This window comes from uncultured Nostoc sp. (genome assembly GCF_964245445.1).
Taxonomy (GTDB): Bacteria; Cyanobacteriota; Cyanobacteriia; order Cyanobacteriales; family Nostocaceae; genus Nostoc.
Window position 1 is genome coordinate 1 of sequence record NZ_CAXTNE010000104.1, and the last position, 24767, is coordinate 24767.

General features: G+C 42.4%; 19 protein-coding genes and 1 pseudogene. 11 read left to right on the forward strand and 9 right to left on the reverse strand.

Features of this window, described 5'->3' with window-relative positions:
* Positions 1-100: 100 nt before the first annotated feature.
* Genes ACFE90_RS18245 through ACFE90_RS18255 form a run of 3 tightly spaced genes read left to right on the forward strand, consistent with a single transcriptional unit; the run spans position 101 to position 1085 of the window.
* The gene (locus ACFE90_RS18245) at positions 101-394 is read left to right on the forward strand and encodes a hypothetical protein (protein WP_375502932.1); all 294 of its coding nucleotides are present in this window, start codon (positions 101-103) and stop codon (positions 392-394) included.
* 1 nt (position 395) lies between these two features.
* Entirely contained in the window at positions 396-758 is a 363-nt protein-coding gene (locus ACFE90_RS18250) for a hypothetical protein (protein WP_375502934.1), read from the forward strand.
* A gap of 6 nt (positions 759-764) precedes the next feature.
* Positions 765-1085: a hypothetical protein gene (locus ACFE90_RS18255; RefSeq protein WP_375502936.1), complete on the forward strand. Its 321-nt coding sequence runs from the start codon at positions 765-767 to the stop codon at positions 1083-1085.
* A gap of 46 nt (positions 1086-1131) precedes the next feature.
* On the opposite strand, the gene ACFE90_RS18260 is transcribed toward ACFE90_RS18255, so the two are convergent.
* From ACFE90_RS18260 to ACFE90_RS18270, 3 genes are all read right to left on the reverse strand, one after another.
* Positions 1132-1830 carry a DevA family ABC transporter ATP-binding protein gene (locus tag ACFE90_RS18260; protein ID WP_375502938.1) on the reverse strand — a complete coding sequence of 233 codons (699 nt, stop codon included), beginning with the start codon at positions 1828-1830 and terminating at the stop codon, positions 1132-1134.
* Between the two features lie 135 nt (positions 1831-1965).
* Entirely contained in the window at positions 1966-3141 is a 1176-nt protein-coding gene (gene devC / locus ACFE90_RS18265) for an ABC transporter permease DevC (RefSeq protein ID WP_375502940.1), read from the reverse strand.
* The gene (locus ACFE90_RS18270; RefSeq protein WP_375502942.1) at positions 3138-4448 is read right to left on the reverse strand and encodes an HlyD family efflux transporter periplasmic adaptor subunit; all 1311 of its coding nucleotides are present in this window, start codon (positions 4446-4448) and stop codon (positions 3138-3140) included. The genes devC and ACFE90_RS18270 overlap by 4 nt, the downstream gene beginning before the upstream one ends.
* 406 nt (positions 4449-4854) lie before the next feature.
* Between ACFE90_RS18270 and ACFE90_RS18275 the strand changes: the two genes are divergently transcribed.
* Positions 4855-5469 carry a TetR/AcrR family transcriptional regulator gene (locus tag ACFE90_RS18275; protein WP_375502944.1) on the forward strand — a complete coding sequence of 205 codons (615 nt, stop codon included), beginning with the start codon at positions 4855-4857 and terminating at the stop codon, positions 5467-5469.
* Positions 5470-5915: 446 nt separating this feature from the next.
* Positions 5916-6062: a LuxR C-terminal-related transcriptional regulator gene (locus ACFE90_RS18280; RefSeq protein ID WP_375502946.1), complete on the forward strand. Its 147-nt coding sequence runs from the start codon at positions 5916-5918 to the stop codon at positions 6060-6062.
* A 511-nt stretch (positions 6063-6573) separates the two neighbouring features.
* On the opposite strand, the gene infC is transcribed toward ACFE90_RS18280, so the two are convergent.
* Complete coding sequence (infC, locus tag ACFE90_RS18285; protein WP_375502966.1) at positions 6574-7062, reverse strand: translation initiation factor IF-3; 489 nt, start codon at positions 7060-7062, stop codon at positions 6574-6576.
* 236 nt (positions 7063-7298) lie between these two features.
* Between infC and ACFE90_RS18290 the strand changes: the two genes are divergently transcribed.
* On the forward strand, positions 7299-8642 hold the full coding sequence (locus tag ACFE90_RS18290) for a DEAD/DEAH box helicase (RefSeq protein ID WP_375502948.1): 1344 nt from the start codon (positions 7299-7301) through the stop codon (positions 8640-8642).
* A 519-nt stretch (positions 8643-9161) separates the two neighbouring features.
* Here the strand turns inward: ACFE90_RS18290 and dnaG are convergent.
* Entirely contained in the window at positions 9162-11141 is a 1980-nt protein-coding gene (dnaG, locus tag ACFE90_RS18295) for a DNA primase (RefSeq protein WP_375502950.1), read from the reverse strand.
* A 318-nt stretch (positions 11142-11459) separates the two neighbouring features.
* On the opposite strand from dnaG, the gene ACFE90_RS18300 reads away from it, so the two are divergent.
* Positions 11460-12812, forward strand: a complete 1353-nt coding sequence (locus ACFE90_RS18300) for an N-acetylmuramoyl-L-alanine amidase (RefSeq protein ID WP_375502952.1) — start codon at positions 11460-11462, stop codon at positions 12810-12812.
* Between the two features lie 50 nt (positions 12813-12862).
* Here ACFE90_RS18300 and ACFE90_RS18305 read toward each other — a convergent pair whose 3' ends face one another.
* A complete protein-coding gene (locus ACFE90_RS18305) occupies positions 12863-13000 on the reverse strand; it encodes a hypothetical protein (RefSeq protein ID WP_375502954.1) in 138 nt (45 codons plus the stop codon).
* A gap of 48 nt (positions 13001-13048) precedes the next feature.
* On the opposite strand from ACFE90_RS18305, the gene ACFE90_RS18310 reads away from it, so the two are divergent.
* Entirely contained in the window at positions 13049-15631 is a 2583-nt protein-coding gene (locus tag ACFE90_RS18310) for a BsuBI/PstI family type II restriction endonuclease (protein WP_375502956.1), read from the forward strand.
* A gap of 160 nt (positions 15632-15791) precedes the next feature.
* Here ACFE90_RS18310 and ACFE90_RS18315 read toward each other — a convergent pair whose 3' ends face one another.
* A complete protein-coding gene (locus ACFE90_RS18315) occupies positions 15792-17636 on the reverse strand; it encodes a tetratricopeptide repeat protein (RefSeq protein WP_375502958.1) in 1845 nt (614 codons plus the stop codon).
* A 327-nt stretch (positions 17637-17963) separates the two neighbouring features.
* Here ACFE90_RS18315 and ACFE90_RS18320 point away from each other — a divergent pair, with 327 nt between their 5' ends.
* Both ACFE90_RS18320 and ACFE90_RS18325 read left to right on the forward strand, forming a co-directional pair.
* Positions 17964-18704 (forward strand): RNA methyltransferase, encoded by a 741-nt coding sequence (locus ACFE90_RS18320; protein ID WP_375502960.1) that lies wholly within the window; start codon positions 17964-17966, stop codon positions 18702-18704.
* 178 nt (positions 18705-18882) lie between these two features.
* Complete coding sequence (locus tag ACFE90_RS18325) at positions 18883-20448, forward strand: serine hydrolase (RefSeq protein ID WP_375502962.1); 1566 nt, start codon at positions 18883-18885, stop codon at positions 20446-20448.
* Between the two features lie 786 nt (positions 20449-21234).
* On the opposite strand, the gene ACFE90_RS18330 is transcribed toward ACFE90_RS18325, so the two are convergent.
* Positions 21235-22398: a hypothetical protein gene (locus ACFE90_RS18330; RefSeq protein ID WP_375502964.1), complete on the reverse strand. Its 1164-nt coding sequence runs from the start codon at positions 22396-22398 to the stop codon at positions 21235-21237.
* A gap of 454 nt (positions 22399-22852) precedes the next feature.
* On the opposite strand from ACFE90_RS18330, the pseudogene ACFE90_RS18335 reads away from it, so the two are divergent.
* Positions 22853-23229 (forward strand): annotated as a pseudogene (locus tag ACFE90_RS18335) (transposase); the annotation flags it as partial.
* A gap of 364 nt (positions 23230-23593) precedes the next feature.
* Here ACFE90_RS18335 and dprA read toward each other — a convergent pair.
* A complete protein-coding gene (gene dprA / locus ACFE90_RS18340) occupies positions 23594-24709 on the reverse strand; it encodes a DNA-processing protein DprA (RefSeq protein WP_375502968.1) in 1116 nt (371 codons plus the stop codon).
* Positions 24710-24767: the final 58 nt, after the last annotated feature.

A 24767-nucleotide genomic window follows, 5' to 3' on the forward strand; every position in this document is an offset into this window, starting at 1 on the left:
GTAACTTTCATCTTCTTACTTCTCCCGCCTTTTTTCTAATTCACATTAGGCGTAAGTTTATTACATTAATCTTGGTGGCACAGTTGGTAATATTGGTGCAATGAGGTATGCATGGCGTGGTAAAAAAACTGCTTACAAAGATATCGGAGATGCTTTAGGAGTCGTATTCGCTAAAGATACGGATACAGGATTAATGTACGGCGCTAATAGTCCACGCCCTGCGGAAGTGCGAATCGGTTATACAGACGCTTCTGGTAATTCCAAAAGTGTTGTGAGATTTTGTGAACCTGACAAAATCGGGGATGTTACTACCGGCGGTAAATTGAACGGCAAGAAAATTACAATCGGTTCTACTCAATACAACATTAGCGGCTGCACCATCAAGACTAACTAGGATGGAGTTATCAGAAGGTTTTAGCGACCTAAGAAACAATTATCTGTGGAATGTCAGATTTGACCAATCTATTTTAGGCAATCAAAACTTTGATATTCCCAGAGAATTTACATCAGGAATAGTGGCAGTACTTGCGACTACTACAAATATTAACCCAAGGAATATAGCAGGGTACTTGGTGCAAACAGTTAACCTATTTCAAGTAGGTGGCATTGCACAAACATCAAGCAGTTATGCTTTACCTAATAAAATCCCAAGGGTTATTATTTTTCCTGATGGTATTTCACCATTCACTTTGCGGTTTAAGCTAGCCTTCCCAGTAGGTAACTGTAGGGTCAAAATTTGGGAAGCAATTATCAAATAGTTTAGTATGAAATTTGACCTTAATTTTGCTGGTTTTGTACTTTCATTGGTTGTTGCTGCATCAGGTTGGTTTTTTCGATGGAGTGACAAACAAAAATTTGAAAAGCAGCAAGGTGCTTTTGAAAGGCAACAAGCTACTCAAGAAGCAGTAAGGCTAGCAGAAAAAGCACTGAATGAAGAACGCGATTTTAATCATCTCAAAAACAATCAAAAAGATATTTCCAATGGCGTTGCACTAGGATTTAATGAGATGGATCGCAGGTTTGATGATGTTGATCGAGAATTGCTTGAAATTAAAGCTTGGTTAATCCGTAGCAATGGCGAATAATTCGCGTGGGGATTCTTCTTAATAAAAAATCTTGAGGAGAACCAACCTAACCGGCTGCAAGAACAGCACTGTCATTTACTAACTTGCCATCTTCCATGTAGACGATGCGATCAGCAATGTCTAAAATGCGGTTGTCATGAGTAACTAAGAGAATAGTACAATCCTGTTCTTTAGCTAGGCTTTGCATCAGGTTGACCACATCTCGCCCCGATTTACTGTCAAGGGCGGCAGTGGGTTCATCCGCTAAGACAATTTTAGGACGACCGACTAGAGCACGAGCGATCGCAACTCTTTGTTTTTGTCCCCCAGATAAATCATCAGGATAATAATTCAGGCGCTCTCCTAATCCTACCTCCTCTAACATTAGGGCTGATCGGGTTTTCATTTCTGTCGGCGAAATATTATTATGCACTTCCAAGCCCATTCTGACGTTCTGGAGTACTGTTAGGCTACCGTGCAAGTTGTGGGCTTGGAAAATATAACCGTTATTGCGTCGTGCTTGGGTAAGTTGTGCTTTGTTAGCGCCACACAGTTCTTGTTCTAATATCTGCAAACTGCCAGATTGGGCAGAACGTAAGCCGCCAACTAAAGTGAGAAGTGTAGTTTTACCAGAACCAGAAGGCCCTGTCATAATAATAATTTCGCCGGCGTTAATATCCAGGTTGATATCAAAGAGAACTTGCTTGCGGAGTTGACCATGACCAAAGTAGTGGTCAAGATTTTTAACAGAGATTACAGGAGGCATATTTAGGGATTGGGGATTGGGGATTGGGTATTGGGAATTGGGGATTGGGTATTGGGTATTGGGAATTGGGGATGGTTATTCTCCCTTATTCCCCTAGTCCCTAGTCCTCAGTCCTCAGTCCCCAGTCCCTATTTCTTAGAACATATCTGCGGGGTCGGCAGATTGTAATTTCCGGGTAGCGATCGCACCAGAAATTATGCACATAATCATAGTCAGTGTTAATACCGTCAAGGCCCGTGCTACGGTCATGTAAACTGGCAAATTGGTAGCATTACGAGTTAAATGATAAAGTCCTAAAGGTGCCATCGCTCCTGGGATAAAGCCCAAAATCGCCAAAATTATCGCCTCTTCAAACACCACACCTAATAAGTAGAGATTGTTATATCCCATTGCTTTAAAAGTGGCGTATTCTTTGATATGGGAATTCACATCTGTAGAAAGAACTTGATAGACGATAATCACGCCCACCAAAAACCCCATTGCTACACCCAGGCTGAAGATAAACCCGATCGCCGTATTTGTTTTCCAGTAATTTATTTCAAATTCGAGAAATTCTGCTTTGGTTAAAACTTTAACATCATTATCTAAATGAGATTCTAAAGCTGCTTTCATCTGTTTTGGATCATAGCCTGGTTGTAGCTGCACTAAACCTAGACTGACACTGCTTGCTTCTTGTCTGGGAAATAGTCGCAGAAAGTTCTGGTCGCTGGTGATCAAAGTACCATCGGCTATGAAGGAAGCCCCGACTGAAAATAAGCCGCTAATGGTAATTGTCCGCCGTTCTATTTCGGTTGTGACAGTTTTACCTTGTTCAATTTTGGCGATCGCTTCGTTGTAATCTCCTCTAGAGGCGCGATCGAACAGAACAGTATCTGGTAGCTTAATACCATCTATCTGGCGATTCACATCCGCTAAGTTCAACACTTGCTGATCGGGATTGAACCCCATAACTAATATTGTCGTCTTCTGATGTGTTTGGGGATTTTTCCAATCAACAATGTTGACATACATTCCTTCTGCCGACTTTACACCTGGTACATCCATTGTTTGATACAGCCGCCGCCGCGTAAAGCTAGACATATATGCTAGGTTACGTGCTTGGGGGCTGATGACAAACATATCAGCCTGCATACTCCGATGCAGCATTGTGTTACTTTCAAACAGGGCATTCTGAAACCCTAGCTGCATGAACATCAGAACATCGGCAAAGGCAATACCTGACAATGCCACCAAAAGACGACCTTTTTCATGACTCAGTTGCAGCCATCCTAAAGGCGTTCGCCGCCGCAGTTGCTGGATAAATCCAATCACAGTTCAATTACCGCCTTGACTTGCAAATTAGTTAAGTTAGAAGCATTTTGGCTGGATAGTTTATTTAGTTGCACATGCACTTCCACTACTCTGGCATCAATATTGCTAGAGGGGTCAGCATTGATCAGATTTTGCCGCTTTACCTGCATACCAATCCAATCCACTCTTCCCTCTAATTCATTGCGTAGGGAATCACTACTTACCCGCACCTCCTGTCCCGGACGCACTCTCTTGATATCACTTTGGTAGACTTCTACTACTGCATACATCTGGTCGGTTTGACCTAAAGCCACAATTCCTTCATTGCCAACAGTTTCTCCGGCTCGTGTATTAATCTCCAAAATTCGACCGGCTTTAGGAGCCAGAACGTATGCCTCTGCCAGTTCTGCTCTAATTTTCTCCACAGTGGCTTGAGCACTGTCTATCTCTGCTTGTGCATTTGCTATATCTGTGGGACGAACTTCAGTGGTTTGATTTAGGTTAGCTTTTGCTTCGTTAATCTGCTGTTGCAAGCTGGCGAGGGTTTGATTTTGGTTGGCTTTTGCTTCGTTAAGCTGCTGTTGTAGGGTCGCTACAGTTCTTGTCTGGGTGGCTTGGCTTTCAATTAAGGCTTGAGTAGAAGTTTCGGCGCTTAGGCGTCTTTTATCAACTTCTTCGCTAGAAATTGCTCCTGCTTTGTATAAAGTCTCGTAGCGCTGCACGTCAGCTTGGGCATTACCTTTCTCGGCTGCTACGCGAGCTACTGTTGCTTGCAAGCTGCGTTGTTGCCCAACGAGTTCTGCTTCTAGACGATTAATTGTGGCTTGCTGAGTTTTAATGTTTCCTTGTAGTTCTACTTGTACACGATTCACCGTAGCTTGACGCGCTCCAATTTCTCCCTGTTTGGCTCCAGCTTTTACCTGGTTAAGGCGGGATTTGGCAACTTGAACTTGTTTTTGTGCTTCAGCCAAACTAGCTTGTAGGCGAGCGCGGTTGTCCATAATCGCAACTACCTGCCCAGCTTTGACGCGATCGCCTTCTTTCACTAATAGTTGCTCTACCCGATTTCCTTCACCATTTGAAGAAGGCGCTGACAGTTTTATTACCTCTCCCTTTGGTTCCAACCGCCCTAATGCTGTTACTGTTTTTACTACAGGCTGAACTGCTACTGGTGTTTTTTGTTTCTCATTAGCTGTAGCCTGGAACTTCATCACAGCATAAACACTGATTCCGCCTATTGCTAGAGCTGTAATTATTGCAAGTAGACCAGGCGATCGCACAAGATTATGAGAAGACCTTAAGCCCTCTGAATTCCTGTTTTGCTCCATACTATTTTCCCTTACCACCAGTAGCAACTTGTACTAAACTGTCCAGTTCAATTCATGCTAAACTAAACGGACTAGTTTAGTCAATATGATACAACTAAACTTGTCAATCAATTTGCAAAGGCATTATGCAGCAAAATGTTATTCCCTATTGGGATTGAAAGAAAGTAGAACAGAGGAAAGCGACAATAGAGGCTTTTGAGCTTTATCAAAGGGTAAGTAAGTTGGCACAATTAAACTAAACTATGTGAAGAAAGATAAACTACACTAAAATCCTCTTTCCTCCTACCTCCTGCCTTATTCCAATGACAAATTTTTTCGCCGACCTACTTATGTTTATTTTCGCCATTTTGTACTGGGCATTTTGCAGCATCTATTAATATTGTTTATAAGAAAGGATGATTAATAAATGGTACGCACCAAAGCTGACGAAGTTGATCGAGACAATTCCGTTGATAAAGTGGAGCAAATTCTGCAAGGAGCAATGCAAGAATTCCTTCAACATGGCTATGCTGGTACAAGCATGGATCGGGTAGCGGTAGCAGCAGGTGTTTCTAAAGCGACAGTCTACAGCCACTTTCAAGATAAAGAAGGACTTTTTAAAGTACTGTTAGAGCAACTGACAAGCAAAAAGAACAGCTCCATTTTTGGCACAGAACCGATTGAGGGAGAACCAGGCGTCATACTGCACCAGGTAGCAACCAAAGCATTAGAGCAAATGCTTAACGACAAAGAACATAGTGCATTTATGCGAGTACTAATTGGGGAGTCTGGGCGTTTTCCTGAGTTAGCTCAAATTTGTGTTCAAGCGATGATTAAGCCAGTAGCGGAGACTCTCACTCACTACTTGGCGGCTCCTGAACTAAACATACCTGACCCTGAGGCAACAGCGAGAATTCTCTTAGGAGCATTGGTACATTTTCATATTACTCAAAATGTGATGCATGGGAAGGACATTATACCAATGGAAAGCGATCGCCTGATAAATGCCTTAACACACTTAATCAATAAATGCGCCGATTAGATTGGCTGTTTCCCGGCGCTTGTTCGTTTGGAAGGTCAAATATCATCTTGATTGAGATCATGTCCGCCAAATTACCCATAATAAAAGAACCCCTCCCGAAGAGCAAGAAGGAGAGACAAAGCACAGCTTTGGCGGGGTGGGGGTTCTCTGGTGGTACTTTTGCTTTGTATCCCTTATTGCTAGCAAACTTAACATTAAACTATATTTTATCTGCCTTCACGTTTACTAGATAGAAGAATAAATTTGGCAAAAAGGGTAATTTTTTTAGATAACATTAACCACGGTCAGCCCCTTTGGGTAAGTCAAAAGTCAAAAGTCAAAAATTTTGAACCCCATAAATAAATTTAGTTGCTCTGAACCAACTGTAAGAGCTTGTTTTACAATAATTCTTCCATCTAAATAATACGGATTTTTACCCAACCCTATACAAAAGGTCTAAAAATTATATGGATGATTTAAAACAATTAGATAGGTATGCCTTTCAAGTCTTAACGATAAGCATAGAGGGGTATTCTAGTCGCCAGATTGCCCAGCAGTTTCATCTAAGTTATAAGACAGTAAAGGATATTGTGGAACGGTTTTCTGCTACATAAACTCTAGATATTTTTACTAAAAGAGGAAGTTTGTGTCTCATATTCTTCTTATACCCATATCAAATTTAAATATCTCATAGTTAGTCAACAGGCTACTTTCAATTCCTTATATCGATGGAATAGATTTTTCTTATAGCTTATACGTTAGTCAGCCTTTTAATAGGTTTTTTAGTAGCTTTACTATGGTTGAAAAAGTCAAAAGATAAACGTTTGGTAAGATGGGTTAGTGGATTATTTTAGCTACCAGTTCTTAACATTGATTTACAAATACATGCGCTTTATACATAAAACAAAACCCTGTACAAAGTTTGACCTTATTGTACAGGGTTGTTTGCTATTCTATATGCTTAGAACAAGCTCATCTTTACTATTCAACAGCGAAAAATCCCCTAGCTATCTTCAGGTGGGGATAATCTCAATGTTTTTTCCATAGAAGCTACAATGTCGGCTCCAGCTTTTTTCGTTCCTTACAAGCTGTTACAAATATATCCTCTAGCGATCGCAAGATTAACTAGGCAGGAATCACTTGAACAACTAGTGCGCGTTTATCCAGCGATTGGATTTTACCTACTTGACTGAGATCATTTGCAATTCGGTCTAGCAGTTCTCCTGCTTTGTCACGATACTGATGTTCTCGGCCTCGTAAACGGATGGCAAACTTGACTGAATCGCCTTTACTCAACCACTGACCTGCTTGTTCGATGCGTAAATTATAATCAGCCACGCCCACGTTTAGACCAAATCGAACTTCCTTTACCGTGGGTCTAGCACTCTGGCTCTGACGTTTTTTCTTTTGATACTGAAGCTTGCCATAGTTGAGAATCTTGGCGATTGGAGCCTCTTTACCTTGGGAGACTACAACTAAGTCAAGCTCTAAGCTCTCGGCTAGCTGTAGCGCCTCATTGGTGTCGATCAGACCACGATTGTTATTCTCATGGTCAATCAAGAAGACGCTAGGTGACTTGATTTGTGAATTAATCAGTTGCTTTTGGATTGCGATAACGAATTTCTCCTAATTGTTCAACATTTTACATTCCAAGTAATGCTAATTTAACACAACGCTGAATTAGAGCAACTTTAACGACACAATGGACTACAATCTGTTAAGATGTGGTATTGCGGCACTCGCTCTTCAGTCTTTGCGCTATTGCCCATCAGCCTTTCAACGCTTTTTTATCCGTCCGCCTAAGACTGACGCCGCCATTGGCGACAGGCCGATGTTATTTTTGGAGTTTTATGTCTTTTTCTAATCTCGGCTTGTCCAATGAAATTATCCGTGCGGTTACCGAACGCGGGTACACCGAACCCACGCCAATTCAGATACAGGCGATTCCTGCCGTCTTGTCGGGTAGCGATTTGCTAGCTGGGGCACAAACTGGTACTGGAAAGACGGCTAGTTTTACCCTACCGCTTCTGCATCGGTTGTCGTCTGACAAGAGCGTCAAAGGTACATATAAGGGATACCCGCCGATCCGGGCGCTGATTCTCACCCCGACTCGTGAACTCGCCGCACAGGTAGAAGAAAGCGTGCGCGAGTACGGCAAGTACTTGCAGTTAAACTCGATGGTGATGTTCGGCGGAGTCGGTATTAATCTGCAAAAACAGCGTTTGAAAAACCGAGTGGATATTCTAGTCGCTACTCCAGGGCGACTGTTAGACCATGTACAGCAAGGGACGCTGAACCTGTCGCATATTGAGGTTTTGGTGTTAGATGAAGCAGATCGGATGCTGGACATGGGCTTTATTCATGATATCCGCCGCATCCTCTCACTATTGCCCAAAAAGCGACAAAATTTGCTATTCTTCGCTACTTTCTCGGACAAAATTAAGACACTCGCCGCCGGACTGCTGAATAACCCGACGATGATTGAGGTAGCACGCCGCAACGTTACCGCCGAGACGATCGCACAAAAAATTTACCAGGTAGACCGTGATAAGAAACGCCAATTACTTGCTCACCTGATTCGTCGAGATAATTGGTATCAAGTGCTAGTGTTCACCCGCACTAAGTATGGCGCTGACCGTTTGGTTAAGCAGTTGGGCGAAGACCGCATTCAAGCACTGGCAATCCACGGGAATAAAAGCCAGCCGGTGCGTACTAATGCTCTGGCAAAGTTCAAAAATGGTAGTTTACAGGTATTGGTGGCGACAGACATTGCTGCTAGGGGTCTTGATATCAGCGAACTGCCCCATGTAGTCAATTTCGATCTACCCAATGTACCGGAGGATTATGTTCATCGCATTGGGCGCACTGGCCGCGCTGGCGCGTCAGGTGAAGCTGTATCGCTGGTGTCCGTCGATGAATACCCTCTGTTGAAAGATATCGAAAAACTTATTGAGCAGCGCTTGCCAAGGGAAGTGGTAGCTGGTTTTGCTCCCAACCCCGATACCAACCCCGAACCAATCCCAAATGGACGGCAACACAGAGCCAAACCTGAACATGATAAGCGTCCGGCTCGTACTCCTAAACCTTTACCACAGATATCGGCTAAACGTAAGGCAGCGCCACCGGCTACGAATGGCGATAAGCCTGGTGCGCGTTCGTCGGCATCACGCCGTTCTGCTAAACGCGATCGCTAATCTTTGTTAGCTGTTCAACAAATTGATTTTAAAGATTTGAAGGTTAGTGTTTTTGATTATTCAGGTACCTCTTGTTCTAATGGTGGTCAACTCGTGCTGGATAGAAAGTAACCGTGTACTAGTTAAGCGGGTCAACGCCACTGCACCACCAGCCGCCTAGCTCGATGTGCTGGTATTTAGCCCTATTTTGTCACTTTGGAAGAAGGCAATCGTAGAAAACCTTTCGGAGCTTCAATCTCCATGTTTTGCTCAGAAATTTTACTTACTGTTAGAAAATAAACGCTCAAGGCTAGAGTAAATTAAAGTTTCAAAATCTTGCTTCGATTATTATTTTCCGAGAGTGACAAAAGAGGGTTATTAAAATAGCGTAGGCGTAGCCCGTCGTAGACATCGCACAATCGTCCATCGTTGCAGCGAGAGATTTGGGACTGTAGAGCAGAATTCAGATGAAAGATTTCCTCGTCAGCCCCACTGTTGAGCCATTTAGTTAAGTGTATTGAGGTTTAATCAAGAGTTAGACTACAACAATTCGGTGATCGAAAATAACCGTTGTCGGTCTATTTTTTGAAGCTTGATTTTTTCGGCGTAAAAAGCCTGATAATAAGATTCATAACGCTCTGGTTCAGCTTCTGGATCAGTTTGTTGCCATAGTTCCAAAAAGTGGCGATAGCGTTTTTCAAGCATCACTAAATCCATGCAAGCGATCGCAGCTTGAACCACTTGCGGAGTCCGAAGTATTTCTTTTTGGGTTTTTTCATCCACATGAAACAAATGGGAAATTAACCCCATCTCGCCACCAAATTCTAAGAACTGGTCTTGCAAGCGGGAAATTAAATCTGGTAGAGACGCAAAATTTCTTGTCTCTCCATCAATGGATAAAATTTCTAAAATCTGTTGCCATAAAAATCGGTGGTGGGAAAGGCTAAATTGCAAATCTCGCTCCTCTAGTTCGTCAATAATCACTTGACGCTGTTCGGGACAATGCAAGTAAATTCGCAGTAATAACGCCTCTGCATGTTCTAAAAGGCTCCGTTCTGTGGGGAGTGAGGAGTGGGGAGAGACGCGATTAATCGCTTCTGTACTAGGGAGTAGGGGTTTACTACCTCCCCATGCTTTTCTGGCTGACACAGGTTTAGAGTATGTAGCCGGAGGGGGAGCAATTTGAGTTAACAGATTTTCGACTCGTAGGGGTATAAGTCTGGTATCTCCTAAGCTGAGTATTTCTGCACAGTAGGAAACGTAATAGTTGCGTGTATCGCTGTTAGCTATATTTTTAAGTAATTTGACTATTTGCTGAGTTACTTGCTGAAAATTAGTAGCCTGTCTCAAATCACGGTCTTGAATAATTTGCTGAATCTGCCAGTCTAACCAAAGTGGCGCATTCTTTAGCAGTTCTCTATATTCTTCTGGGGTGTGGCCATGCAAGTATTCATCAGCATCTTTACCATCGGGTAAATTGAGAATCTTTAGCTGAACTTCGCCTTTGTATGCTAGTTCGGCAATTTCACCAATCGCCCGTTCGGCTGCATTGGTTCCGGCTTTATCAGCATCAAAGTTGAGTACTAATTGTTTTGATTCGGTGTAGCGTAATATTAACCGGACTTGTTCTAAGCTTAAGGCAGTACCGAGCGAGGCGACGGCGTTATTAATACCAGCAGCATGGAGAGCGATCGCATCAAAATATCCCTCTACCACCACTGCTTGATCGAGTTGAGAAATCCCACCTTTGGCTTGATCGAGGGCAAATAATGTTTTACCTTTACTAAAAAGTTCGGTTTCTGGTGAATTCAGATATTTAGGCTGCTCATCAGTCAAGGTTCTACCACCAAAGGCAATGACGCGCCCTTGGACATCACGGATGGGAATCATCAAGCGATCGCGGAATACATCATAATAACCGCCTCCTTCCCGCCGTGGCTTAATCAATCCCGCTTTTTCTAGTATTTGTGCTGGGTAATGTTTATCTTCCACTAAATAACGGTAGAGAGTTTCCCAACCTGCGGGGGCATAACCTAGACCAAATTGCTGTATTGTTTCTTCTTTGAGTTGGCGGTTAGATTGCAAATATTGAAGTGCCTTTTGCCCTTGTGATTGTCTGAGGGCGTGTTGATAAAATTGTGCTGAGGAAGCCAGAACTTCATATAACTGCTCACGCAAAGATAGCTGACGCTGTAATTCTTGGCGTTGTTCGGGTTCTAGAGTTTGTACAGGTACTTGGTAACGCCGTGCTAAATCCAGCACCACATCAGAAAAAGAACGTTTCCCCAATTCCATGACAAACTTAATGGCATTTCCTCCGGCTTGACAGCCGAAGCAATAGTACATTTGCTTAGTCTGGCTGACGGTAAAACTGGGAGATTTTTCATCGTGGAAGGGGCACAAACCGACGAAATCTTTCCCACGTTTGCGTAAAACTACGTATTCCGAGACGACATCTACAATATCAGCCCGTAGTTTAACTTCCTCAATTGTGTCTGGGTGCAAGCGGGGGATTTGCATATTTAGTGATTAGTCATTAGTCATTAGTCATTAGTCATTGAGGAAAGGTGACAGGTGACAGCGAATAATCTGTACCCTGTAACCTGTACTTTATTCCCGTCTTCTTCTGATAAGTATCAATATCAATGATATTAGCGAATAATCTGTACCCTATTCCCTTCTTCAGTTCCTATTCCCCAGTTTCGGGGGAATAAACTTTGGAGAAATAACAAAGGATAAATGACTTTAGACTTCTGATGGCTATTATATTCTTGTTGCTAGACCAAGAATGATCTATATAATTGCTTACATTTAATTTTAACAGAGGAATTACTTAAAATGGGGCGTATTTTTATTTCGGCGGCTCACGGAGGTAAAGAAGCTAGAGGGATAGATCCAGGCGCGATCGCAGGTGGTACAACTGAAGCTAAAGAAATGATTCTGCTGCGGGATTTGATTGTCACGGAACTGAGGGCGCGGAATGTCGAAATTTTGGCAGTCCCTGATGACTTGAGTGCCGCCCAAACTATCACCTGGATCAATTCCCGTGGCCGCCGGGGTGATGTCGCCCTAGAAATTGAATCTAATGCGGCTAACAGCCCTTCTGTGCGTGGGGCTGGCGTTTTTTATATTGCTAATAATAGCGATCGCAAGAGTAATGCTGAACAATTGCTAGTGGGGTTGTTGCGTCGCGTACCCCAATTGCCGAATCGGGGAGTCAAGCCAGATACAGATAGTGGATTAGGTAGTTTAGCATTCTGTCGCCAGACAACACTTCCAGCTTTGGTGATGCAAGTGGCATTTCTCAGCAATCCAGAGGATCGGGCTTTGCTGCAAAGTCGTCGCCGCGATTTTGCTTTGGGAATTGTCGATGGATTAGTAATTTGGAGTCGGATAATTGACCCTACTCCTGGAACTCCGACGGAAGCAAATTATCCACCAATTAATATTAATATTAATGGACAAAAATACTCAGAGCAAGGAGTTTTAGTTAATGGTAATGCTTACATTCCCATTGATTTAGTAGACCGTTTGCGGATTGACCTTTCAAAAACGGCTAATGTCAACAGAATTACCTATCGCAAAGTAGTTTATGTCAAAGCGATCGAACTGCGAGATTTTAATGTTGCAGTTACTTGGGATGCTGCGACGCGTACTGTTAGCTTGCGATCGAATTTGGCGGTTTGCCCTGGTCAATTTTCGCGGGTGATGTCGAACGGTAATACTTCTGAAGTCCAGTTACAATTATTTCTGAGAAACAATAATGAAAATGCTTTAGTAAGCTTTCCTGATATCCCAAAACTTTATCGGGAAGAAGCAGGTATAGAGGGAGTTAACTATGACATTGCCTTTTGTCAAATGTGTGTAGAAACCGGATTTTTACGGTTTGGTGGTGATATTAGACCTGAGCAAAATAACTTTGCAGGCTTAGGTGCGATTGGTGGTGGTTCGGAAGCTGCATCTTTTCCAAGTGCCAGAATTGGAGTGAGGGCACACGTCCAACATTTGAAAGCTTACGCCAGTTTGGAACCTTTGGTACAAGAAGTAGTAGATCCCAGGTTTCGCTTTGTCACACGCGGGATTGCACCATTAATTGATCAGCTATCAGGACGGTGGTCAGCAGATTTGGATTATAGTACGAAGATTTCAGCAATGCTTAAACGATTATATGAATCAGCAGGACTTCTTTAAGTGTTGAGTAAATAAACTTGCACTAATTACTTGAACCCTCTCTTTCTTTTCTACGAGACGCTGCGCGTTAGCAAAGCCTCTAGCAGAGAAGGCATACTTGGCGTACTTGGCGGTTCGTTTGCATCCTCATAGCAAACCTGTACTAAGGTTTTGCACAGCGCGATCGCAAACGTGGTCTGCTTCAGCATAAAAATGTCGTAAAGTTGTAAACTTGATAGCAATTAAGAAGACAGACCGTGATCCTCCCATCAAGCAGTAAAGCGTTAGTAGCAAGTCATAACAGTAGTTTAAAGTTTACCAGCCTCGCCAAACTATCAAGTGGAAACTTGCTTGCAGAAGTGGATCTGCATCGAGCTGTAGTAAGTTTAAAGCTAAGGCAAGACAAAAAAGCGTCGATGGGTCAGTTTCTGACTCCCGCTTCAGTAGCCCAATTGATGGCTGGGATGTTTAATAGGCTGGATTTGCCTGAAATATCCTTACTTGATGCTGGAGCAGGAATCGGTTCATTACTAGCCGCTTTTGTGGTACAAGTATGCCAGCATCAAAAATCCACGTCAAGTTTGCGCGTTGTAGCTTATGAAATTGACCCTTTTTTAATTCGATATTTGCATCAAACTCTAGAGCTATGTGAGAAAGAATGCGAACATGTAGGTATTTCCTTCAATTACGAAATTCGTGAGACAGATTTTATCGAAGATGCAGTTAGGCCGCAAAAGCTTGCTTTATTGAATAGGGCGATCGCAACAGAATTTACCCATGCTATTCTCAACCCGCCTTATTTGAAAATAAATGCTAATTCTAAGGTGCGCGAATTGCTGCGTTCCATCGGTTTGGAGACTAGCAATCTTTATACTGGTTTTATGGCTGCTACAACGCAACTTCTAAAACCAGGTGGGGAGTTTGTAGCGATTACCCCACGCAGTTTTTGTAATGGGCCATATTTCCGTGACTTCCGCAAAATGTTTTTAGAGATGATGGCTTTAGAGCAAGTACATCTTTTTGAGTCACGGCAAGAAGCATTTAGTGATGATGATGTTTTGCAAGAAACTATCATTATCCAAGCTACAAAACAAAGGCAAAAATCTAGCAGTGTCATTGTAAATACTAGCTCTGGTGCTAATGATGACTTGATAATGTCACACACTGTACCATATACAGCCCTAGTTCACCCCGATGATCTAGAGCAGTTTATTCATATTATTCCAGATAATATTAGCCAGCAAATCGTTCAAAAAATGGCCCTTTTAAGCTGCACCTTGAACGATTTAGGACTAACAGTTTCAACTGGACGGGTAGTAGATTTCCGAGCAAAACCTTATCTAAGAAAAATTTTAGAAAAAAATATTGTTCCATTAATTTATCCGGTGAATTTATCAAATGGATATGTAGATTATCCAAAAATAACTAAAAAGCCTCAAGCGATAGTCTATATAGAAGAAACAGCAAATATTCTAATACCAAATGAGCATTATGTCTTATGCAAAAGATTTTCATCTAAAGAAGAGAAAAGGCGTGTTGTTGCAGTGGTTTATGATGCCGACCAATTTAATTATGCCTATGTCGGCTTTGAAAATCACTTGAATTACTTTCACAAAGATGGGCGTGGACTTAACCTTACTTTAGCTCGTGGGCTTGCTGTTTATCTCAATTCAACCTTAGTTGATGCTTTTTTTCGGTTGTTCAATGGGCATACTCAGGTCAATGCAACAGATTTACGAAAATTAAAGTACCCTAATTTGTCACAGCTATTGTCTTTAGGAACGGCGATTAAAGAGCAGTTTCCTTCTTTGGAGGAAATTGATGAACTTATCGAAAATAAGGTACTGAGTATGTCAAACCTGTCAGAGAATAATCCAATTGCAACTAAGTCTCGAATTGATGAAGTACTGCAAATATTGGCACAAATGGGCTTTCCACGGGCACAGCTTAACGAACGGTCTGCTTTAACTCTCCTGGTGTTGCTTAACTTAAAACCGACAGACTCTTGGCAATTAGCAACTTCCCCTTTGATGGGAATTACGCCGATGATGAACTTTATGGCTCAAGATTATGGCAAAACCTATAAGCCCAATACACGGGAAACAGTTCGTCGACAGACAGTACATCAATTTCTGGATGCAGCTTTGATAGTTGCTAATCCAGATGATTTAAGTCGTCCTATCAATAGTCCTAAAACTGTATATCAAATCGAGGAAAGTGCGCTCGATCTATTACGAACCTGCGGTACTGACGAATGGGACAAGAGCATTTGCACCTACCTGGCTTCAGTTGAAACTCTGAAAAAGCAATATGCTCAAGAACGTGAAATGTCTCGTATTTCCATAGTAATTAATGGAGAAATTAAAACTTTATCGCCAGGTGGTCAGAATATTCTAATCGAAAAAATTATTAATGATTTTGCTCCTCGTTTTACTCCTGGTGGGAAGCTCATCTATATTGGGGATGCAGATGAAAAATTTGCCCACTTTGATGAAACAGCATTAGTAGATTTGGGCATTAATATTGATTCCCACGGCAAAATGCCAGATGTGATTATTCACTTCACAACAAATAACTGGTTGGTATTGATTGAAGCTGTAACTTCACATGGCCCAATTAATCCTAAACGCAAGAAGGAACTTGAAGCCTTATTCAGATATGTCCAAATACCTTTGGTGATGGTAACAATATTTCTCAGCCGTAAGGCAATGGTGGGATATCTGGCAGAGATCGCTTGGGAAACAGATGTTTGGGTTGCTAATGATTCAACTCACTTGATTCATTTCAATGGTGAATATCTATTGCAGGCTTACCAAAGAGAAAAGAAACAAACTTCCTAAATATACAAAAATATTCTTGGTGTTCATGAGATTTTGCCCCGGAAGATCCCCCCAACCCCCCTTAAAAAGGGGGGCTTAATTCACTATTTTTGCTCTTGAAGTCGCTGAACAGAAAAGCTACGGCATTTGGAAGCAGTGAAACCTGAATCAAATTACTTTTTTACATATCTTGTTTATATTCTTCTAACAATTGCGGAATGTGATCGTACCCATCTACACCGATAACTGCAATCATTTTCGGGCGATGTTGCTGTAATAGTTTCTGGAAAGCTTCTGCCCCTATTTGTCCTTGTAAAATTGTTAGCAACCCTGCTGGTTGACGCCACTCACGAGAAGCAATTTGCTCCAAAAGATACATTCCCAAGCAGCCTGTGTAAACAGTTTTTTCAGAGTTTTGTAGATGATAATAAGCTTCTGCTAAATAAGCTAAATTCCGCCCTTGGAGATACAAATCACCGGAAACTTGCGCTGTTTTAAAGCCATCTTCAAGATATTTAATTGCAGTTTGGTGTTCTCCAATTACTAAATAGGCAATTCCTAAGCTGCTGACACACAAGGCTTTACTTTGAATATCGCCTAATTTTTCTGATAATTTTAAACCTTGTTCCAAATAGTTAATTGCAGCTTCATAGGTTTCTGGTTCTAAGTTTTCCAGTTCCTGAGCCTGCATGACTTCGCTATAACCTAAATTGACCAGCGCGTTTGCTTCTCCTGTTCTATCGCCTGCTTGCCGACTCAGTATCAATGCTCGTTGACTGTAGTTAATTGCCTCAGCATAATTTTGCTGTTGCACGTATGTGCGGCTGAGGTGGTTGAGATTGGCAATTTCACAGGCGCGATCGCCTGCATTTCTGGCTATCTCTAATGCCTGCTGATGAAAATCAATAGAGCGCTGGTATTGTCCCAAAGCACGCTGAGAATAGCCTAAAAGTGTCAAAATTCTCGCCTTTTCTTGGGTTCCCTCGCCTCGTCGCAATGGTTCATCCAAATAATCTAGGGCATCTCGTAAATAAGTGCCAGTAAAAGAGGCAAAAATCCCGCCGTAAAAGGGAAAATACGGACGCTGGGCAAAGGTTCGCAAAATCTGGAGCATGATTTGAGAACAGGCATCGCTGTATACTGTCCCAATGCTCCTAAAACCACTTGCTAACTGACTCCAAATCACCGCAAAGGTCAAAAATGTGGAAATGGACAACTTTGGCCCGGCCTTAATATCGTAAGCTTGTTGGTCAAACCAGTTAATTAGTCCCCGTTGCAAGTACTGTAAAATCAATGCCATTTCCACCCAATCTCTAAGGGTGATCCCCCGTTGTCGCTCGGCAAACTCTATTGCAGATTCTTCCATAGCTAAGGTGCGAAGCAGTGCTTGGGGTAACTCACTGTTGAGTTGTTTCGCCCAACTTGCCCAAGGGCCACGTTCTCCCGGTACGCCGCCAAATCCCAAAGATTCTTTTTGCTCGTACATCCAACTGAGCAAGTTGTCTTGCAATCGCTGCCAAGAAGCTAAACCACGGGTAATCCCTTCAGAAAACTGTTGTAAATCAGCATCTGCCTGGGCAAATTGCTGTAATGCCCTTGACAACTGCTGTAGCTGTTGCAAATTTAGCGGATATTTCTGATTGGGATCAGTCACCCGTAAAAATACCGCTAGACGCTCGTCAGCAGGGGCTGTAGTAATTTCTGTAACTGCGGAGGCGATCGCTTCTGTAGTTTTGTTTTGCTCTTGCCAACGTTGCCATTGACTTTGAATGGTCTTAATGGCTCTCAAACTCCGAGTAGCCTTAGCTTTTTTGAGTTCGTCTTTTTCACTATCGACTTGATTTTGGAGAGCATTCAGGCGATCGCTCAAAGCTAGCTCAAAGACTTCCCCTGTACCGGAAGTAATTCCTTTAAGCAGCATTTGATACACCATCTCAACAGAGCTAATTTTGCCCTTGAGGGTGGTTTCGACAATTTCATCGATTAAGGCAAGATAGCGATCGCGCAATGGCAAAGAGTCTGGCACTTTAGCTACTAGAGAACGTCCATTCTAATTCTAGTCTGAGTTTGACCGACTGGATTAGACGCTTGTACAGCTTGGGAGCATTCAAGGAGTAGGAAATGTCTGGCGGGTGCGAATCGTTTCAAGTTCTTCATTTTCGCAGTTTTTGACCTTTTTTATCTCTTTGTGAGAAATCCGGGTTAGTTTTAAAAGAGGTAATTGTTCATCACACCTGCCGTAGGCATTTACCTGCAAAGTTTAGAATGATGTCAAGGAAACTTTTTAGCAGAACATAACAATGCTGAGAATTAGCCTAAAAATATCATTTGGTGCGATCGCAGGAGGCAAAAAATGGGCTTGGCTGGATTAAGAATTGTGTTGGTAGAGCCAGCTGGACCGATAAATATCGGAGCGATCGCCAGGGTAATGAAAAATTTCGGGCTATATAATTTAGTATTAGTGAACCCCCAATGCGATCCGTTATCGACGGAAGCTTTGATGATGGCTGTTCATGCTCAGGAAATTATCGAATCTGCGGTATCAGTGCCGACCTTACCAGAAGCATTGCATGGATGTGTACGAGCGATCGCTACTACTGGTCGCGTTCGCAGTTGGGAAACACCCTTAGAAAACCCTCGCACTGCACTACCCTGGTTACTGGAGGAACCAGAAAAACCCGCAGCACTGATTTTTGGCAGGGAAGACCGGGGATTAAGTAATGAAGAATTAAATTATGCACAGAGGTTTGTTGGCATTCCCACGAGTCCAGATTATGTAGCCCTAAACTTGGCTACCGCCGTAGCAATCTGCTGTTATGAATTGTCACAATGTACCCAGCAACCTGACACTAAAACCTTAACCCAAACTGAACTCGCCCCCTTAGATGTTGTGGAAGGATACTATCAGCAATTAGAATCATTGTTATTAAAAATTGGTTATGTATATCCCCATACGGCAGCTAGTCGCATGGAAAAATTCCGTCAACTATATAATCGCGCTCACCTGAAAACAGGAGAAGTATATATGCTGCGTGGGATTTTGCAGCAGGTAGAATGGGCCCTTAAAAACCAGAAGGATGGTGAAAACTTGTAATTATTTGTTTAATATATACGCAATTATCCCCCCAAAATATTTAATATGACTTAAACTAAACACAAAAATGCTACTTAGTGGCAAAGTGTAATTTGAGTATTAATATTATTTGCTTAAAGGTTAAGTTTGGGGTTAGGAGTCTGCAAGAAAACAGCCAAGTGGGTCACAAGGAGTAACTGTGTCAGAGTCAAGTGACGAACTAACAGCTTTCTCGCGGCGTCAACCCTTAAATCGCCGCCAGCCGCCACAAAAAGTTCAAAAAGTGGTCAAGAAGAAAGTTAAAGCTAACAGCCAGCAACAAGCTGCCAATGGACGAGAAGCGGCGCTAACACGCCCCAAAAATCCGAGCAGTCCTACCCCAATCCCTGGTGCTACACGTAGGGTAAAAGCGGGATTAGTCATGCCAACGGCAGTAAAACCAATACCTAGTGTAAAGGGCAAAATTCCTCCCTTTCGACCAGGTGCTGTGATGGTGAAAACAGTGCGTATGGAAAAGCCAAAAAGAGGCCTGCGTTCATCAAGGAAAACGCGGTTAAAGCCAATGGCCAAAACCTTGTTATATATTGTACGGTTATTGATTGTGGGTGTTGGCATGGGTGCAATTGTTGGCACAGTATTGTCAGTATTAGACCCCGCTAATCGCATTAGCACAACTTCTGCGCCGCAATCTAATAGTAATGTGGCGCGATCGCAGCCACAACCTACCCAAGCTCCCCCAGCTGCACCTTCGAGCTTATACCTATCTCAGGAAATGATCTCCTTAAAAAATTCCGTGCAAAATTTGGCGGCGACCAACCCAAATCTTACACCTGGAGTTTTCTTAGTAGATTTAGATACTGGTAATTATGTAGATATCAATGGCTCTACCAGTTTTCCGGCGGCTAGCACAATTAAAGTGCCGATTCTAATTGCTTTTTTCCAGGATGTAGACGCGGGTAAAATTCGCCTGGATGAAATGCTAACTATGCAACAGGAGATGGTAGCTGGCGGTTCGGGAACTCTGCAATACAAACCCGCCGGAACCCAGTATGCTGCTCTGGAAGTCGTCACTAAAATGATTACAATCAGCGACAACACTGCGACAAATATGCTGATTGCGCGACTAGGAGGAATGGAGGCATTAAACCAGCGTTTCCGGGACTGGGGATTAACAACCACAACAATTCGTAATCAACTCCCAGATTTACAAGGGACAAACACCACTAGTCCTAAAGAATTAGGGAATTTGATGGCGATTGTGAGTCAGGGAAATTTAGTGAGTATGCCATCACGCGATTTAATGCTCGATATCTTGCGTCGCACTCAGAGAGACACTCTGCTACCATCCGGTTTGGGAACAGGCGCAAGAGTATACCACAAAACGGGCGATATTGGTACTATGCTGGCAGATACAGGTTTAATTATTGTTCCAACTGGCAAACGCTACATAGCCTCTGTCATGGTACAACGCCCCAATAATGACCCTCGCGCCGAAAAATTGATTAGCTCAATTTCTAGTGTTAGCTACCAAGAGTTTAGCCAAAATCCTGTTACACCCAACAGTACTACAAGCACTATACCTGCAAATGGTTATCAGCCCCCTGCTGTGAGTCCTGCTTTGCCCAATGGTACGACAAGCACTGTACCCATGAGCATTTATCAGCCTCCTGTTATGAATCCTGTACCCAACAGTATGGGAAGTACAGTACCCCCAAATGGTTATCAATCTCCAGTTATGAATCCGCAGTATTATCCGGCAAGATAATTAATTTGGGATTTTTGAATTTGTATTATTTTGTATTGTTTCTGACACGCATCACCCCCTGATAAATGAGCGGCGAACTAGAGCTGATTGCCTGCCGATGCTGTTGGCGAAATATTTCTTAACATTGCCGATAAAGGAAGCGCGATGTCTAGAAGATGTTGAATTTTGCCTTAAAAATAGCTTTTTGGGTGATTTAGAGACTGTCAAACAAAAATTTTAGTTCTGCAATCATTCTATCTAAGGCTTTTTGCGCTGTTTTATATTTTTCTCTGCAAGCTTAGTTGCTACAAAACAAAGCGTGTAGGCGTAGCCAGTTATAGGCATCGCAGCACTAAAAACAACGTCTAAAAGCACTGCGGGAACTGCTACCAACTTTTAAGAAGAGAATAAAAGGAGAATTCAGGAATCAAAATCAATTAATGGGGAATTTAGCTCGGACACTCTCTTATAAAGATAGGGATACCTGTCTTTACAAGTTCAGATTAATGGAAAGCACCGCTCAAGGTTTGAGCTAATGGTAGACCACAAAAATGAAAATCGCGTGCGAGTGTTTCATCAGTTACTCATTTGCTAGCTGTACAAAATAACCAAATCAATTTTGACCTATGGCCGGAGCTAACGGAAACGTCTCCGACTCCGCTCCTGAATTCTTTCTTATTAAATAACTACCTACTGATTGATTTGCTGGTGAGTTTTAAAAAGTATCTTTTATACTCTAAGTTTTCTCAATGAATTAGCAGTCTCAGTATCTGGCTCTATGGTGTTGAACTTACACAATCACTGAGTTTAAACTAGTTGAATGTCTAAATTAGTTTGGAAACCAGTAGTATTATTTTCAAGAATAGCGAATCTAGAATCTTGGAAGAATAAAGAACCATTTAGGGGATCATAACTGAAGTCGCTAATGGAAGTAGCACCAAACCCTGCTTGAGAAACTTGGATTTTGTCACCTTCAACAGCCTTGAAGTCTTTAATAATGTCAACATCCTCTAAGACATTGGTAAAAACAAATTTATCTGCACCTAGTCCACCAGTGAGAGTATCGTTACCACTTCCACCAGAGAGTGTGTCATTGCCACTCCCAGCAGAAAGCGCATCGTTACCGCCATTGCCAAATAATAGATTATTTTGCCTATCTCCAACAATGGTGTCACTTTGATTTGTACCTTTGATATTATCAAAGTTTATAAATGTGAACTTAGCTGTGTTTCCGTTAGGAAGATTATTCACTACGAAACTTTGAGTTTCAAGGTTAGCGTTGACTGATGCATCTCCAATTATAAAGGGTGCTGTAGGAGCAATTGAGGCATCTATAGTGTTATTTGCAGCCCTAGCATCAACAACAAGGTTTTCAAAATTGCCAAGTAAATCTCTACCTAGTCCGCCACCTTTTTTAAAAGTTCCATCAATGAAGATGGTAGAGCTTACACCTATTTTGCTGTAATCAGCCGTATCAGTACCACCTCCACCATCTAAGATATCGTTGCCTGCGCTACCTCTAATAATGTCATTGCCGCCACTACCAGATAATTGATTATCCTGAGCATCACCAGTAATAGTGTCCTTTTGATTTGTACCAGTTACATTGACAAAATTTTTCACACTGACTATTATTGGTGGCGAACCTACAACTTTAATTTCTAGTCTTTCTTTAAATAAATCAGCTACTATCGATACATTTGTACTGTCAGTAGTTGCATCAATAATATTAGTCTGTCCTCTAGCACCAATAACAGTTTCAAAGAAATCTCTAAACGTATCAGTTCCAATTACGCCTTTTTGAATCACCACTGGTTGGATTGTTACAGGTTGTTCTAAGTCACTGTAATCAATAATATCGCTACCATCTCCACCAGTAATCGTATCATTACCTGCACTGCCGATAAATCTGTCATCCTCAGCAGTTCCTACTAAAATATCATCTCCATCAGTACCTATAATTGTTGCCATAATCTTACTTTACCTGTTTTTGAGTAACTGCCATATAGTAACCTGTTATCGGCTGTGTTTTTATTGAAAAAATGTTGCAAAATATAGCTATTCACTAATATTTCACGGCAGACATTCTGCTCCTGCAATTGATAAGAGTTACTAACAATCTCCAGCCCACAACAACCCATCGCTCCTACTCCAGCTACATAGTCTGTGGAGTTGGACTATCAATGTTGATGGGATTTCTCTCAGTTGCCAGCCCAATCAGTCAGTTCGTGGTATGGATCATTCGCATGATTTGCATTTGCGGTATGTCTGTGGGGTTATTTAACTTTGCTGGTTTAGTCGTCAAAGGTTTTGGATTTGGGGTGTGAGTATCAATGGATGCTGTTGGCGAAGTCAAAAGTAGACAGCAGTTCCGTAGAGTGTCACCCTAAGATTGGCATTATATATAGCGAGGAGAGTTAGGGATATGTCACTAAAACCGCAACCCATCAGTCCTGTGCCAGAGGAAACAGTTCGTGTCGCCCGCGCTGCTTTCCCCAAAGGCAACCTTTATCTCACCATGCGAGATGAGATTGGCACACAATACACAGTGACAGTGATTTTACCGCTTTGTATCCCACTCATGGTCAACCAACAGTTAGACCTTGGCGACTGGCGTTAATCTGTGTGCTGCAATTTATTGAAGATTTGCCAGATCGACAAGCTGCTGAAGCTGTCCGTAGTAGAATTGATTGGAAATATGTTTTGGGATTGGAACTGACTGATTCAGGTTTTGATTTTTCTGTGTTGTGTGAATTTCGCGCCCGATTGATGGCTGGTGGTGCAGAACAACAACTGCTAGACACAGAAGTACTCATTGCAGAAATACAAAATCTTACTCAAAAGAATGCTGCATTGATGGAGCGAACAGCAATTGCTTTTTCCCAAGTAGAACTTGAGCTTTTACGCGATCGCATTTTGTCTGAACTGAAGTTAGGCAAGCAAGCTCCTGGTTACAAAGCTATTCAGAAAGCTCTCAATCACTTCATTACTGAACTGACTTACCCAAACAAAAGCATTTTTTGACTTCGCCAACAGCATCGCCTACCAACCTCACCCCATTAAGAGTAACGGTTTTAATGCAACTCTGGTATACGATTGTATAATTGAACACGTTGTTATGGCAATAAATAATTTTGTAGAGTTTTTAGACTTTATCTTTTAACTCTTAACTTTTTTGATAGCGCATTCCTGGTAATTGCGAAACGAAACCCATAAGTTCCAACTGTAACAACGCACCGGAAACTAAACCAGCAGCCATGCCGGTTTGTTGAACAATAAAATCGAAGGGTAAAGCTTCACTTGCCAACGCATCCATTACCGTTTGCAATTCTGGCGATAAACTTGGCATTAACTGTTCTGGTGCTATGGAAGCCTCCACAGCATCAATTTGTGGTATTGCTCCTAGCATTGTTAACAGTTCATCTAATTCTTTAAGGATGAAAGAAGCTCCTTGACTCAGTAACTTTAAGCATCCTTGGGATGGGTGATCGTCCAGTCTTCCAGGCAGTGCATAGACATCTCTACCAAATTCATTTGCGTAGGTAGCAGTAATTAAGGCACCAGATTTTATCGGCGCTTCCATTACGAGGATAGCGCGGCTTAAGCCTGCAATAATTCGGTTGCGGCGGGGAAAGTGGGTGCGATCGGGTGGGGTTTTTGTGGGGTACTCACTCACGACTAACCCAGCCGTCAAAATCTGCTTGTACAAATCTCGATTTTTATGTGGATAGATAACATCTACACCAGTTCCCAAAACTGCGATTGTTCGTCCACCTGCTTTCATGGCGGCGCTGTGGCTTTCTGTGTCAATTCCCTCTGCCATCCCAGAAACAACTGTAAAGCCATTTTTAGCCAAAGCTGTACTAATTTGGCGAGTCCAACGGATGCCGTATTCTGAGGGTTGGCGTGTTCCGACAATTCCAACCATTGGTTTTTGTCCGAGATTTTCTTGGAGTTCGACTTCACCGCGATAGTACAAAATTGGCGGTGGACTTGGAGTTTCCAACAGTAAGCGGGGATAATCTGCATCTGCTGGTGTCCAGAAATGAGAATTTTCTTGCTGGTGCTTGATAAATAGTTGTTCTGGGTGCAAACGCGATCGCTGTTGTACTACTTTTTCTAGTGTTTGAAAACCAAAACCCTCTACTTCTCCCAACTGTACCTTGCTAGCGTTCCAAGCTGTTGCTAACGTGCCAAAATGCTGTTCCAGCCGCCGCAGTAATACCGGGCCAACCCCCGAAATTTGCGCCCAAGCTAGCCAATATGCGCCTTCTTCTACCACCGTTCCATCCTCACGCCTACTGGATTGAGTATTCCCAAATTGGGGCTGGATGTTAAGG